This window comes from Streptomyces sp. NPDC046977, from assembly GCF_040644455.1.
Classification (GTDB): domain Bacteria; phylum Actinomycetota; class Actinomycetes; order Streptomycetales; family Streptomycetaceae; genus Actinacidiphila.
In genome coordinates this window covers 53,975-68,806 of record NZ_JBEYWO010000018.1, presented here as the reverse complement: position 1 = coordinate 68,806, position 14,832 = coordinate 53,975, and the positions used below count along the sequence as shown (strand labels likewise).

The window sequence follows — 14,832 nt, the reverse complement described above, 5'->3', positions numbered from 1 at the left end:
CGTGATCCCACCGGGGCCCGCCCGCCGGCGCCGCTCGCCGCTGCGCTCGACGGTCGCCGCGCTGCTCACGGGTGCCCTCGGCCTCGCCGCGCTGGCGGGCGGCGGCACGGCCGCGGCCGTGCCCGGCGCGACCTCGGGGTCTTCGGGGACCCCCGCCGGCAAGGACTACACCGCGCTCGTCGACCCGTTCGTGTCGACCGCCGGCGACGACGGCAACGACCTGCCGGGCGCCGAGGCGCCGCACAGCCTGGCCAAGGTCAACCCGCTGACCACGCCGAACCGCAACCACACCGGGTACGACCACAACGAGGACCACATCGCCGGTTTCACCGCGACGAACCTCGACGGTGTCGGCGGCTCGGGCGGCGGCGGCGACCTGCTCGTCGTCCCGACCTCCGTGCAGTACGACAGCCGCCCCGCCGCCGGCACGTACGCCCACGCGTACAGCCACGACGACGAGAGCGCGACGCCCGGCTCCTACCAGGTGGGCCTCGGGGCCATCTCCGGAACGGCCTCGTCGGTCACGCAGGACCCCGGCACCATCAAGGCCGAGATGACGGCGACGACGCGCACGGCGCTGGAGCGGTACAGCTTCCCCGCCGGGTCGAACCCGGAGCTGGTCCTCGACCTCGCGAACAACTACACCAGCCGCACCCGTTCGACGATGAAGGCGACGACGCTCCCCGACGGGACCACCTCGATCGCCGGCCTCATCGCGGGCTCGTTCAACGGCGCCTCGTACAAGCTGTACTACAACGCCACCACGAACGTCCCCGTGACCTCCCTGAAGAGCTGGGGCAACGACGGCAAGCTGAGCGACGCGACCTCGCAGGACGGGACCGACACCGGTGCCGTCCTCGGGTTCGACAAGGCCGCCGGCGACGACATCGAACTGCGCATCACGCTGTCGCCGATCAGCGCCGAACAGGCCGCCGTCGACCAGCGCAGCGAGGTGGGCGGTCTCACCTTCGACCAGGCCCGCGCGCGGACCAAGGCGGAGTGGAACAGCGCGCTCGGCGCCGTCGACGTGCGCGCCACGGCGAAGTCCGACCCCGGGTCGACGCTCACCAAGGAGTTCTACACGCACCTGTACCGCATGTACGCGGCACCGGTGAACGCCACCAGCACCAGCGGCACGTACCGCGGCGCCGACGGCGCGGTCCACCAGGCCAACGGCTTCACGTACTACGACGGCTGGTCCACCTGGGACGACTTCCGCAAGTACTCCGTCGAGGCGTACATCGACCCGGCCACCTACCGGGACATGATCCAGTCGCTGATCGAGCTCTTCGCCGACCAGCGCGCCTCCGGCAAGAGCCTCGGCAGCCTGACCCACTCGGTCCCGACCGTGCGCTGGGAGCGCTCGGCCGTGCTGGTCGCCGACGCGCTGTCGAAGGGCTACAAGAACTTCGACCGGCTGGACGAGGCGTACCCGGCGCTGCTGCAGTACAGCGGCTACTACACGGGGGCGCAGCTGCGGCAGGGCTACGTCACCGGTGACCCCGGCACGACGGTCCAGCGCGGCTACGACCAGTGGGCGCTGTCCGTCATCGCCGACGCGCTCGGCAAGACGGACGACGCGAAGAAGCTGCGCGCCCAGTCGACGATGGCGATCGACAACCTCGTGAAGTCCGGCGCCTGGACGGCGGCCGACGGCACCAAGGTCGGTCTGCTCACCCCGCGCGCCGCGAACGGCGACTGGCAGAGCGCCGACTACGAGAAGTTCGAGGCGGCCGGCCTCTACCAGGGCACGCTCTGGCAGTACCACTGGTACGACGCGTACGACATGGGCGGCCTCATCGAGGCCATGGGCGGCCCGAAGGCCGGCAAGGCCGCGGTCGAGCACATGTTCGGCGAGGACTCGACCGTCGACGACGGCTCGACCATGCTGCACTCCAACGCCAACGAGATCGACCTCCAGGCCCCGTACCTGTTCAACTACGTCGGCGAGCCGAGCCTGACGCAGAAGTGGGTCCGCGCCATCTACACCGGCGCCACCTGGAACCGCTACATCGCGACCGGCTCCACGAACGAGGCCCCCAGCTCCGGCGGCGAGTTCCGCCCGCCGGTCAAGACCCAGGTCTACAAGCTGTCCCCGAACGGCTTCCTGCCGACCATGGACAACGACGCCGGCACCATGTCGACGATGTTCGTCGGCGCCGCGCTCGGCCTGTTCCCGGTGACCGCGGGCTCCAGCCAGTTCCAGATCGGCAGCCCGTTCTTCGACTCCACGACGATCAGCTACGCCAACGGTGCGAAGTTCACGGTGAAGGCCGACGGCGTCTCGCCGAGCAGCTACTACGTGCAGAACGCCACCCTCAACGGCAAGCGGTTCGACAACACGTGGCTGGACTACTCCCAGATCGTCTCCGGCGGAACGCTGGACCTGACGATGGGCTCCAAGCCCTCCCAGTGGGGTGCCAAGACCAAGCCCGCGTACTCGCTGAACACCGACGGGGGCGACACCGGTGACGGCGGCACCGGAGGGGTGAAGGGCGACACCGTCGTCTCCGCCCGCCCGGGCGCCGTCGCCACCACCGCGGACGGCACCCTCGACGGCAGCGTCAAGCTCACCCTGGACGGGCCGGCGGAGTTCGACGCCCGCAAGGGGACCAGCCTCACCAAGAGCGGTGCGGCGAGCGTGACCGGCCTGCCGGACGGCGTCACGGCGGACCTGCGCGTCGGCGACAAGCGGACGGCGACACTGTCGCTCACCGGCACCACGAAGGCCGACGCGCGCGTCGGCATCACCTTCCGCGACGCGGCCTTCGCCCACGGCGTGCGGGCCTCGACGGTGACCGGCACCGGGGTCTCCCCGACCGACCCGCTGCTCGTCTCCGCCGCCGCGGTGCACCGCAAGGCGCTCGCCGCACTGGTGGACCAGGCGTCCCTGGTGCGCAGCGGCAACTACTCCGACGGCTCCTGGAACCTGTTCCGTTCGGCCCTGGAGCGCGCGCGGACCGTCCTCGCGGACACCGCCTCCGCGACGGGCACGATCATGGCCGCGTCCGACGGGCTGCGGTCCGCGATCGACGGGCTCGTCATCGACGAGGGCGGCTACGCCGTCCTCCAGGCCGAGGCCCCCGACCAGATGCAGGGCCCGAGCCTGGTGAAGGAGGCGTACTACTCGGACGGCGACCTCGGCGGCGTCACCGAGGGCGCCTGGGAGCGGTACGGCAAGCTGGACTTCGGCGGGGTCGCCCCGCGCAGCATCGCGGTCCGCTACGCCAACTCGCAGCCGACGAACGCGAAGCCGAGCAGCGTGGACATCCACGCCGGCACGGCCGACGGGCCCATTGTCGCGACGGCCTCGCTCCCCGGGACCGGCGGCTGGCAGTTCTACACCACGGTGCAGGTGGCCGTCACCGACCCGGAGGCGCTGCTGGCGGCGAAGAGCGCGACGTTCGTCTTCCACGCCCCCGCCGGTCAGCAGTGGGTGTCGAACTTCGACTGGTACCAGTTCTCGCCCAACCCGGTCTCCTCCACGCCCTCGACCGTCCTCGCCACGCTGACCGCGGCGAACAGCACCTCGACCGGCGACGGTTCGCTGCCGCTCAAGCTCACGGGCGGCATCTTCGAGAACGTGACGAACGGCGCGTGGGCCCAGTGGACGGGCACCAACCTGCGCGACGGCGCCGACACCGTCAGCGTCAGCTACGACAAGCCCCAGTCGCGGGCGGCGTCCGACTCGCACATCGAGCTGCACCTCGGCTCGAAGGACGGCGCCAAGACCGTCTCCGTCCCGCTCGACTACACCGGATCGGGCTGGGGCACGGTCGCCACCACGACCGTGCAGCTCGACCCGAAGGTCTTCACCGGCGTCCAGGACGTGTACGCGGTCTTCGTGTCCAGCACGCAGACCAGCGCCCAGCCCTACGTCGCCAACGTCTACTCGCTGGCCTTCTCGCGCAACGCCGACGCCCCCGTGGGCTTCGACGCCACCGCGTGGCGCGCCAACAGCGGCGGCGGCCTCAAGAGCGAGCCGGTCGGCTGGACCGGCGCCGGCTCGGCCACCGACCTCGGCGGCACCTACAACGGCGCCTGGCTGAACTACGGGGACATCGACTTCGGCAGCTCGCCGAAGTCCACCGTCACCGTCACCTACGTCAACAACTCCGCCCGCTGCGGCACCGGCTCCGCCGTCCAGCTCTACCTGGACTCCTTCGACGCGGCCAACCCCGGCACGCCGTACGCGACCGTGTCGCTGCCGGTGACGGGGAGCGCGTGGTCGTCCGGTGGGACGACGAGCCTGACCCTGCCGAAGGCGATCACCGGCACGCACACCGTCTACCTGCGGCTGACGACCACCCCGGACTCCTCGCACCCGTACGTGGCGAACCTGGGCCGGATCACCTTCAGCCACGTCGACACGCCCGCCGTCACCGACAAGACCGCCCTGCGCAAGGCGATCGACCAGTTCGCGGGGCTCTCCGCGGACGCGGCGCGCTACGACACGGTCGACTTCGGTGTGTTCCTGCGGGAACTCGCCGCCGCCCGCGCCCTCGTGGACGCGGACGGCGCGACGCAGTTGGAGGTCGACGGACAGACGCGCAGCCTCACCCTCGCCGCGGGTCAGCTGATCCCGCTGCCGAGGCTGAAGCTGGAGAACCTGGTCACGACCGCGTCGGCCCTGGACAACACCCGCTACACGGACGCGTCGTGGAAGGCGTTCACCGACGCGCTCGCCGCGGCGAAGGCCGCGGTCGCGGACGATACGTCCACGGACCAGGCCCTCACGGCCCGGTACGACGCCCTGAGCCGCGCGATGTCCGCGCTCACCACCAAGCCCAGGACGGTGCCGGCCGCGCCCGGCGCCGTGTCGGCGTCCTCGTCCGGTACGAGCGTGACGGTCGCCTGGTCCGCACCCGAGGACGACGGCGGCTCCCCGGTCACCGGGTACCGCGTCACCCTCAACGACGGCCACGAGGTGCAGATCGACGATCCGGCCGCCCGGAGCACGACCTTCACCTGGTTGCGGTCCGGCCGGTCCTACGCGGCCCGCGTCCAGGCGTTGAACACCTACGGCGCCTCGCGCCCGAGTGCTGTCACGGCACCCGTGGTGGCCGACGGCGGCAAGCCGCAGCGGCCCGCCGTGACCGGTGTGCTCACCGACGGCAAGCAGGTCCGGGTGACCTGGCGGCCGGCCGGCGACGGCGGATTCCCGGTCATCGGCTACACCGTGGCCCTCGGTGACGGCACCACGGCGCACCTGCCCGCCACGGCGGACACCGCGCTGCTCACCACCAAGGACACGGCGAAGGCGCACACGGCCACCGTCACCGCGGTCACCCTGGCCGGCACCTCCGACGAGTCGGACGCGTCCGCCGCGACGGGTGCGACCGCCTCGGCGGACGCCACCGACCCGGCGTACGAGCCCTCGCCCTTCCCGGACGACACGCTCAAGGCGAACTACGCCTCCGACACGTGGCCGGGCACCGGCGACGGGACCGACTACTTCTACGGTCTCCTCAACGGTGTCGACGCCCTCGGCTCCGGCATCCTCGCCGCCAACACCAAGGTGCCCTTCGGCACCCCGCCCACCGCCGAGAACGACCGCATCGCCGTGCGCATCAACAACGCGGCGACGCAGAAGGAGGTGGACCGGGCCGAGGTCGACGCGACGAACAGCTCCACCGTCACGATGGCCGACGGCCTCGGGTCCCGGCTCGGGCAGATCTACCTCGACGCCCTGAACGGCGGCCGACTGCCCAAGACCGGCGCGCTGTTCGGCCGCGTCACGCAGGGCCTGGACAAGGTCGACGCGGCGAAGAACCACTGGGGCTACCAGCGCCCGTACGTGCGGCTCGGGTTCGTCGGCGACGGCGGTGACATCTACGAGTCGCAGGACGGCTCGTACGGCAGCCTCACCACCAGCGGCTCGTACCCCAGCGGCCACACCTACGGCGGCTACGAGGCCGGGACCGTCCTGGCCACGCTCCTGCCGGAGCTGGCTCCGTCGATCCTGGCGCGCACCTCGGAGTACGGGGACAACCGCATCGTCCTCGGGTTCCACTACCCGCTCGACGTCATGGGCGGCCGCATCGCCGGACAGGCCACCGTGGCCCACCGGTGGGCCGACCCCGAGTTCGCGGACCTGCTGATGCAGGCCCACACCGAGATGGAGAACGTGCTGCTGGCGCAGTGCGAGAAGGAGGGGTACGGCGACACGCTCGCGGCCTGCGCGGGCGACCCCTACGCCGGTCTGAGCACGGCGCAGGACGTCGACCTGTACACGCAGCGCCTGACCTACGGGTTCTCCCAGGTGGGCAAGGCCGGGCAGAGCCTCAAGGCGCCGTCCGACGCGGCGGCCCTGCTGGTCACCGCCTTCCCGAACCTGACCGCCGCGCAGCGCACGCAGGTCATCGAGCAGACCGCGACGGACTCGGGCTACCCGCTCGACCTCACCGCGGACGGCCAGGCGAGCTGGCAGCGCATCAACCTGGCGGCGGCGATGACGGCCCGGGTGGTCGTGCGCGCCGACGGGTCGGTCAAGGTGACGAACCACTCGGACGCCACCAGGGCCTCCGACGCCGACGCCACGGCGATCACCGTCGGGGGCACCGCGATCGACGGGTTCGACCCGGAGGTCTCCACGTACGTCGTGGACTGGCCGAAGGACAAGAAGATCCCGTCCGTCACCGCCGTGCCGGCCCAGTCCGGGGCGCGGGTGAAGGTCACCGAGGGCAGCAGGATCCTCTCGGGCGGAAAGCGGTTCACCACCCGCACCATCACGGTGACCTCGGCCAACGGTGAGGTCACCCGGACCTGGACGGTCGGGTTCCAGCCCACCGACCGCGACCACCGGCCCGTTCCGGCCGGCGGCAACGGCAACTGCGACGACGGGGACTCCGGCCACTGGCCCTCCTCCGGCCCGTGGGGCCACGAGGGCGGCCACGGGGCGGACTTCCTCGGCGGCACCGGGTTCTGGACGCAGGGCACGCAGTGGGCGGAGCCCATGTGGATCCCGGGGGAGATCCCGGGGGAGCAGGCCACGACCTGATCCTGTGACCGGCCGCGGCCCACGGGACCGCGGCCGGATCCCCGCTCCCGCACAGGCGCACCGCCACCACTGAGCCGGCCCCTCCGGGTGAACATCGCTGTTCACCCGGAGGGGCCGTTCCCGTGCGGGGGCGCCGGGCCGTCCGGCACCGGCGTCAGGCGGGGATGCCGCGCTCGTCCATGGAGTCCTCGACGATGCGCAGCCCGTCCATGCCCGGCAGCTTCGCGATGTGCGCGTCGATCTCGCGGACGAGCCTGCGGCCCTCGGCTCCCGCGAACAGCCGGGTCATGACGTACGTGACCTCGTCCTCGGACATGACGCCCGAGCCGACCGGGCCCCAGGCCTTCTCCAGCGCGAACCGGGCGAACACCCGGGCCTTCCTGCTCGCCGCGAGCCGTTCGCGCGCCTGGGACGCGTAGAAGGCGACGTGCTTCGTCTCCTGCTGCGCGATCCGCTTGAGCAGCGTCACCAGCACCGGATGGGTCTCCAGCGCGGCCAGCCGCTGGTACGCCGCGGTCGCCGACCACTCGTTGGCCGCGCCCCACGCCATGTGGACGGCGACGAAGTCGTGGCCGACCAGGCGGCTCATCGCCGTCTGCTTCACCGTCCCCAGGCGGTCCTTCCAGCCGAGCTTCAGCCGGGTCGCCCTGAGCGCGTCGAAGTCGACCCGGATCCCGTGGCGTTCGAGCACGGCCGCGAGCGCCTCGCCGTGCCAGAACTCCTCGCGGTTCCACATCGTCATGAACGTGCCCACCGCGGGCTCGTTGTGGGACGGGGTCGTCAGCAGATCACGCATGTAGCAGACCGTGTGGTACTCGATGTCGCACATGTACCGCAGCGTGCGCAGTGTCCCCTCGGGCAGCGGGTCGCGCTCGAACGCGTCGAAGTCGAGGTCGGCCCACTGCACCGCCGCGGAGTTCTGCGCGTACTTGTCCATGTCGAAAGCCATCAGTCGCTCTTCTCGTCGGTGCCCGCCGGCGTCGCCGGCCCGGCAGCGGTGATCTCGCCGAGTACGCCCGGGCCGCCGCGCTTCCAGCGGTGGATGCCCCAGTGCCGCCGGTGCGACTCGCGCGCCAGTCCGGCGTCGGGGTTGATCGCCGAGGGCCTGCCCAGCAGCGACAGCCACGCCAGGTCGCAGTGGCTGTCGCCGTAGCCGTAGGAGGCCGCGAGGTCGTAGCCGCCCTCCTCGGCGTAGCGCCGCAGCCAGGCGGCCCGTGCCTCGTCGACGAGCGGGGGCTTGTCGAGCCAGCCGGTGAGCACACCGTCCTTGGTGTGCATCGTGCTCCCGACGACCTCGTCGAACAGCCCGGCGAGCGGCGCGGCCAGCAGGCCGATGGAACCGGTGACCAGGACGGTGCGGTGCCCTGCCGCGCGGTGCTCGCGGATGCGCTCCAGGGCGTCCGCGCTCGTGTGCCGCAGCACGGCCGCGGCGTAGCCGCGCCGGGCGACGACCTCTTCGAGACGGGCGAGCGGCATGCCGCGGTAGCGGCGCAGGAAGGCGCGGATGAACTCGCCGCGGTCGCGCCGCTCGGCCCGGAGGTAGCCGGGCAGCGAGGCGAGCAGGTCGGCGACCTCCTTCGGCCAGGCCGCCTTGCGGAAGCCCGAGGTGCGCACCCAGAGGTACTGCTCGACGATGTTGGAGTCGACCACGGTCCGTTCGAGGTCGAAGACGGCGAGTACGTCGGTGCGGTGCGGCAGTGCGGGTTTCGGGCGGCTGCCGGCCGGCCGGGCGGCAGCGGCCTTGCGGCGGCGGTGGACCGCCGTCAACTCGCCGAGGGACGGCAGGTGGACCTGCTGCAGGTACTCCTCCCAGTCGATCCGTTCCACGTCGAAGCCGCGGTCCTCGCGCACCTCGGCCGGCAGGGCGTGGTGGAGGGCGCGGGCGTTGCGGTCGTCGAAGATGATCTCGGTCCGCACATAGGCGCGGTACAGATCGGTGAAGGTGCCGAGGGTGGCGATGCCGGCGCGCAGCTTGGCGTTGCGCGCGGCGAGTGTGCGGCGGCGCTCGTCGTTGGGCAGCAGCCGCAGGCCGGCGTCCCACAGATCGGCCTTGCGCCGGGCCAGCGCGAGCCGCCGGTTGAAGGTGCGCTCGCCCGCGAACTTCCAGGTCGGCACCGAGACCAAGCCGTCGTCCCCCGGGAGCGGGTGCCGCAGGTAGTACGCGCGCACGTTGTCGTACATGCGGTGGAAGGGCAGCGGATTCGACGCGCCCGAGGCGATGTGGAAGTACGCCGGCTCGTCGGCGGGGGCCGGGTTGGCCGCGGCGGCGAGAATGGCGTTGACGACGAAGTCGACGGGGATGACGTCGAGGATGGAGTCGGGCAGCCCCGGGAAGTCCGGCAACTGGCCGCGGCCGTAGGCGAAGATCAGCGGGTCGGCGACCTTGAAGCCGTCGATCCAGCCGGGGAACGGATGCCGCAGGGCGCTCTCGATGATCGCGGGCCGGACCACGGACAGCCGGTGCCCGGCCTCGCCCCACAGGTCCTCCGCGGCCCGTTCGGCGAGCGCCTTGGTCAGCGTGTAGACATCCGTCCACCCCAGGCTCTGGGCGCGCCGCCGGCCCGCGTCGACGAGCTGCGAACGCACCCACGCGCGCCGCGCCTCCTCGCTCGCGCGGGCCGCCGCGATCGGGCCCTGCTTGCCGTGGCTGCCGCGGGCGCGGGACATGAACCGCTCCAGCTGCGCCGGTTCCCGCGAGGCGAGTTCGGTGCGCTCCTGGGCCCGGGTCGCGGAGCGCCACTCGGTGCGCCAGTCGACGTCGTGGTCGAGCCTGGCCTCGGGCACCACACCGCGGCGCAGGCCGCCGACGTAGCAGGTCGACACATGGACGACGTGCGGGTCCGCCCCGGAGGCGAGCAGCGCCTCGTAGAGGTTCACCGCGCCGTTGACGTTGGTGTCGAACGCCTCGTGGACGGGCGGGTCGAAGGAGACGACCGACGCCGAGTGGATCACCACGTCCAGATCGGAGGGCAGTTCGGGAACGGCGGTCATGCTGCCGTCGAGCACCGTGATCCGCTCGCGGACGACGCGTTCGGCCTCCTCGGCGCCCACGGCCTCCCGCCAGCGCCGGAAGACGGGTTTGCGCAGCAGCTGCCGGAGCCGGTCCTGCCCGGTCTGCCGGCCCTTCCCGCGCACGAGGAGCGAGACGCGGGTGCCGGGGTGATCGGTGAGCAGCCGCTCCAGCACGGCCTGCCCGACGAAGCCGGTCGCGCCGGTGAGCAGGACGTGCGCGGTGCCCAGGTCGGTCTTCGCGCTGTGCGGCATCACGGAAGGAGCCTCGATTCCACGGTGGCTGCGACACCGGGACCGATGCCGGGGAGTGCGGCGACCAGCGTGCGGACCCGGGCCGCCTCGGCCCTTCCGTGCCGGCCGCCGAAGACTTGGCGTTCGAAGAAGTCGCGCTCGTGCGCGGAGCGGCCGGCCCAGCCCAGCGGCCAGGCGGAGTGCCGCAGGGCACGGCGGGTGAGGCGCTGGGCGCGGACCGAGCGCCCGAGGCGCAGCTCCGCCTCCTCGGCGAGGAAGGCGATGTGACGCCCCTTGATCTCCACCACGGGGTCGACGACCGCCGCCATGGCGGGGGACACCCCGGCCAGCCGCCGGTAGGCGGCACCGGTGACCCATTCGTCCACCAGGCCCGTCGTCATGTGCTCGGCGACGATCTGCGTGCCGGTGACGCCCGCGACGAGGGAGCGGCGGACCGGGCCGCGGCGCTCGCGGCGTTCGGCCAGGGACCACCGCGGCGGGCCCGCGCTCGGCGGGAGAGCGCGGGCGGCGGGCGAGGCGTCCAGGACGGCGTCGAGGGCGTCGGCGATCCAGAACCGCTCGAACATCCAGGTCGTGAGGAACGCGGTGACGCGGGCGTCCTTGTGCGTGGCGGTCACCAGGAGGTCGCGTACGCGGTGCAGCGTCGCGCGTTCCGTGTCCCGCAGCGCGCGGACGAGCCGGGCGGACGGGGCGTCGAGCGGCTCCCGGTCGAGCGCGGCGAGGTCGAGTGTTCCGCGGTGGCTGCCGTGTGCCGTACGGGCGAACTCCCGCACGTCGAAGCCCGCGGTACCGGGCGGCGTGGTCGGCGCCTCGTCGTGTGAGTCCATGCGCGGGCTTTCTGGGGGTGGGGGGAATTCCTGCGGGGATCCCGGAACGCGGCGAAACGCCGCCGGGGCCATGAGCTGCGACCGGGCAGGGGGCCGATCTGTGACAGCCGGGACGATTCCCGAGTTCGCGTGATCGCGGCCCGAAAACGGGTGTCACAGGATCGGCGCGTGCCCGGTCGAAGGATGTGGGCCGGAAAACAGGGGTGTGCCATGCCCGCTTTCCGGCCCGCCCGTCAGGTGGCGCGGAAGAACGGTTCCGGACCACCGGTGTGAAAGCGCTTGCCACCTCATATCGCCGTCACGAGCGGGGAGTTCGTATGCCGATCAGATGCCCTGTGAAACCATGCTGAGCGGGACGCGGGTCGCACTTGTCACCGGTGCCACGTCGGGAATCGGCGCGGCGTACACACGCGCTCTGGCCGACCGCGGATGGGACCTCGTCCTGGTGGCGCGCGACCGCGAGCGGCTCGACCGGACGGCGGCCGAGCTCGCGTCCCGGGGCCGCACCGTCGAGGTGCTGCGCGCCGACCTGTCCGACCGCGCCGACGTCCAGCGGGTCGCCGCCCGGCTGGTGGACCGCGCCCGTCCGGTGGACATGCTGGTCAACAACGCCGGCTTTGGCGTGCACGCATCGATGACCTCGGCCGACACCGTTCCGCACGACCGGGCGATCGAGGTCATGGGGCGCACGGTCATGGTGCTCGCCGGCGCCGCCGGGCGGGCCATGCGCGAGCGCGGCCGGGGCACGATCATCAATGTGTCGAGCACGGCCGGCTTCGTCACGATGGGCAGCTATTCGGCCGTCAAAGGCTTTGTGACCCTGCTCACCGAAGGCTTGGCGAACGAACTGCACGGCACGGGCGTCACCGTGACCGCGCTGTGTCCGGGCTGGGTCCGCACGGAATTCCACACCAGGGCCGGAATCCGCTCGTCGGGCATTCCGGACTTCCTCTGGCTCGACGTCGACCGGCTCGTGGAGGCGAGCCTGCGCGACGTACGGCGCGGACGGGTCATTTCCGTACCGAGTTTCCGGTACCGGCTGCTCATCTGGTGCACGCGCCATCTTCCGCGCCGCTCGGTGCGGTGGATCTCGCGGCGGATCTCGTCCAGCCGCAATGACATTCCCACTCCCTGAAAGAAGCAGTGCGGGCGATCCCGCACCGGAAGGAAGCGGATGGCCGCGACGATGCGCGACCGTTTCACGTCACGTTCCCACGCCGCCGCGCGATTCGTCGCGCAGCGCGGGCTGCTGAAGCCCGTCGTCTGGAGCGTGACCACCGTCACGGTGCTCGGGCGCGAGCGGCTGGCGGCCGTCGAGGACACGTACGTCGTCGTCGCCAACCACACCTCGCACCTCGACACGCCCCTCATCATGGGCGCGCTGCCCCGCCGGCTGGCGCGCTACCTCGCGGTGGGGGCGGCCGCCGACTACTTCTTCGACGTGTGGCGGCGGCGGGGCCTGACCGCCCTGTTCTTCAACGCCTTCCCGGTCGACCGCAGCGGGACAGGCGCCCGCAAGGTGAGCGCCAGATCGCTGCTGAACCGGGGAGTGCCGCTGCTGATCTTCCCCGAGGGCACCCGCTCGCGCGACGGATCGCTCGGGGCGTTCAAGCCCGGGGCGGCGGCGCTCGCCTCGTCGGCCGCGGTGCCGGTGCTCCCCGTCGCGGTCATCGGCGCGCACGCGGCGCACCCCCGCGGATCGAACTGGCCCCAGCCGGGCCGCCTGCCGGTCGGGGTGGTCTTCGGCGAACCGCTCACCGCCCGTCCCGGCGAGCAGGTGGGCGAGTTCAGCGAACGCATCCGCTCGGCGGTCGCCGCCCTGGCCGAGGAGCACACCGACCGGATCCTCGGCGCGCGCACCACCGCACGCCGTCACACCTGAAGGAGACCGCCGTGACCGAACCCGCCCGTCGCACCGAGGCACCGCGCACCGCTGAGGTGGCACACATGAAGTGGTGGGGCTGGGGCGTGGAAGGCGTCGGCTTCCACCACGAGGACAAGCCCGCCTTCGCCCCGTTCGTCCACCGGGCCGTCGGGCTCGACCTCCGCGCGGCCGCGCGCACCGAACGGCCCGACTTCTCGCGGGTCGACGTGCCCGCCTCGACGGCACCGGAGGAGTTCGTCGCGGCGCTGCGCGGCATCGTCGAGCCCGGGAACGCCGTCGTGGACGACCTCGACCGGGTCGTCCACACGTACGGCAAGAGCCTGCGCGACCTCGTCCGCCTGCGCGCCGGCGAGATCGCGCGCTGTCCCGATGTGGTCGTCTACCCGGCCGACGAGGCGCAGGTGCGGGACGTCGTCGACGCCGCCGTCGCGGCGGACGCCGTGATCATCCCCTTCGGGGGCGGCAGCAACATCGCGGGCAGCCTGGAGCCGCACCCGGACGAGCCGCGGGTGGTCGTCTCGCTCGACCTCGGCCGCCTGCGCCGGGTGCTGGAGATCGACACCGACTCCGGCCTGGCACGCATCCAGGCCGGGACGCTGGGACCGGACCTGGAGGAGCAACTCAACCGGCACGGCTGGACGATGGGCCACTTCCCCGACTCGTTCACCCACTCCTCGCTCGGCGGGTGGGTCGCCACGCGCTCGTCCGGCATGCAGTCGGACAAGTACGGCGACATCGCGGACATCGTCAAGGGGCTGCGGGTCGTGCGGCCCGGCGGGGTCCTGGTGATCCGCCCCGTTCCGAGCGCGTCGACCGGGCCGAGCGTGCGGGAGATGGTGGTGGGCTCGGAGGGGCGGCTCGGCGTCATCACCGAGATCACGGTGCAGGTGCACCGGATCCCCGAACGGCGGGCCATCCACGCGTACTTCTTCAAGGACTTCGACCACGGCCTCGCCGCGATGCGGGAGATCGCCGAGAGCGACGTCTCGCCCTCGGTCACCCGGGTCTCGGACGCCCACGAGACGGGCTTCTCCCTGGCAACGGGCAAGGAGTCCAAGGGCGTCAGGAAGGCGGCCCAGGCAGCGCTGACGGCGTACCTGAAGAGGCGCGGCTGGAAGCTCGACGAGATGTGCCTGTCCTTCATCGGCTTCGAGGGCGGCGAGGCGCATGTGAAGCTCCAGAAGTCGCACATCGACCGGATCGTGCGCAAGCACCAGGGCATCGGCGTCGGCAAGGGACCCGGCGCGCTCTACGACCGGAAGAAGTTCGACACGCCGTACATCCGCGACTTCCTGCTCGACCGCGGCGCCGCCGGCGACGTGAGCGAGACCGCGGGTCCCTGGTCGAAGCTGCGCGACATCCACGCGGCGGTCCACGCGGCGGCCGACCGCGCGTACGAGGAGATCGGCTGCAGGGGCTGGACGATGTCCCACCTGTCGCACTCGTACCGCTCCGGTGCCTGCCTGTACTTCACCTTCGCCTTCGTCTTCGGCGACGACCCGCTCGGCGAGTACGACACGGTCAAGCGCGCGATCCAGCAGGCGTTCGTGGACGCCGGCGGCACGGTCTCGCACCACCACGGGGTGGGCCTGGAGCACGCGCCGTGGCTGGCGGAGGACATCTCGGCGCAGGGCGTCGCGGTCATGGCGGGGCTCTTCGAGGCCGCCGACCCGGGCGGCAACTTCAACCCGCGCAAGATCGTGGTCTGAGCGTGGCGGCGCGTCGCCGCGGGGTTCCGCATCCGCCGCCCCGAGGGCACGCGGGGCCCCGGCCGGTGCCGCGCGCGGGTCCGGGTCCTCCCGGTCGCCCCGCCGGCGGCGCCGTGGCCGCGAGTCCGCGGCCGGCGCGTTCCGGCG

Annotated in this window: 7 protein-coding genes; 4 read left to right on the top strand and 3 right to left on the bottom strand. The window is 72.3% G+C overall.

Features of this window, described 5'->3' with window-relative positions; genetic code table 11:
* The first annotated feature begins 1 nt into the window (after nt 1).
* On the top strand, nt 2-7,000 hold the full coding sequence (locus ABZ883_RS25125; protein WP_360909942.1) for a glycoside hydrolase domain-containing protein: 6,999 nt from the start codon (nt 2-4) through the stop codon (nt 6,998-7,000).
* Nucleotides 7,001-7,154: 154 nt separating this feature from the next.
* Here ABZ883_RS25125 and ABZ883_RS25120 read toward each other — a convergent pair whose 3' ends face one another.
* The 3 genes from ABZ883_RS25120 to ABZ883_RS25110 are packed head-to-tail and all read right to left on the bottom strand — an operon-like array spanning nt 7,155 to nt 11,091.
* Complete coding sequence (locus tag ABZ883_RS25120) at nt 7,155-7,949, bottom strand: ferritin-like domain-containing protein (RefSeq protein ID WP_360909700.1); 795 nt, start codon at nt 7,947-7,949, stop codon at nt 7,155-7,157.
* Complete coding sequence (locus ABZ883_RS25115; RefSeq protein WP_360909940.1) at nt 7,949-10,264, bottom strand: SDR family oxidoreductase; 2,316 nt, start codon at nt 10,262-10,264, stop codon at nt 7,949-7,951. Before ABZ883_RS25115 ends, ABZ883_RS25120 begins: the two co-directional genes overlap by 1 nt.
* Nucleotides 10,264-11,091: a hypothetical protein gene (locus tag ABZ883_RS25110; protein ID WP_360909698.1), complete on the bottom strand. Its 828-nt coding sequence runs from the start codon at nt 11,089-11,091 to the stop codon at nt 10,264-10,266. The genes ABZ883_RS25115 and ABZ883_RS25110 overlap by 1 nt, the downstream gene beginning before the upstream one ends.
* A 328-nt stretch (nt 11,092-11,419) precedes the next feature.
* Between ABZ883_RS25110 and ABZ883_RS25105 the strand changes: the two genes are divergently transcribed.
* Genes ABZ883_RS25105 through ABZ883_RS25095 form a run of 3 tightly spaced genes read left to right on the top strand, consistent with a single transcriptional unit; the run spans nt 11,420 to nt 14,685 of the window.
* Complete coding sequence (locus ABZ883_RS25105; protein WP_360909696.1) at nt 11,420-12,226, top strand: SDR family oxidoreductase; 807 nt, start codon at nt 11,420-11,422, stop codon at nt 12,224-12,226.
* 39 nt (nt 12,227-12,265) lie between these two features.
* Complete coding sequence (locus tag ABZ883_RS25100; protein WP_360909694.1) at nt 12,266-12,973, top strand: lysophospholipid acyltransferase family protein; 708 nt, start codon at nt 12,266-12,268, stop codon at nt 12,971-12,973.
* A gap of 11 nt (nt 12,974-12,984) precedes the next feature.
* The gene (locus ABZ883_RS25095; protein WP_360909692.1) at nt 12,985-14,685 is read left to right on the top strand and encodes an FAD-binding oxidoreductase; all 1,701 of its coding nucleotides are present in this window, start codon (nt 12,985-12,987) and stop codon (nt 14,683-14,685) included.
* The last annotated feature ends 147 nt before the right edge of the window (nt 14,686-14,832 follow it).

What these genes read in the sequence shown, in the direction of transcription:
- ABZ883_RS25120 (WP_360909700.1), bottom strand. Translation starts at nt 7,949, where the DNA reads ATGGCTTTCGACATGGACAAGTACGCGCAGAACTCCGCGGCGGTGCAG.
- ABZ883_RS25115 (WP_360909940.1), bottom strand. Translation starts at nt 10,264, where the DNA reads ATGCCGCACAGCGCGAAGACCGACCTGGGCACCGCGCACGTCCTGCTC.
- ABZ883_RS25110 (WP_360909698.1), bottom strand. Translation starts at nt 11,091, where the DNA reads ATGGACTCACACGACGAGGCGCCGACCACGCCGCCCGGTACCGCGGGC.
- ABZ883_RS25105 (WP_360909696.1), top strand. Translation starts at nt 11,420, where the DNA reads ATGCCCTGTGAAACCATGCTGAGCGGGACGCGGGTCGCACTTGTCACC.
- ABZ883_RS25100 (WP_360909694.1), top strand. Translation starts at nt 12,266, where the DNA reads ATGGCCGCGACGATGCGCGACCGTTTCACGTCACGTTCCCACGCCGCC.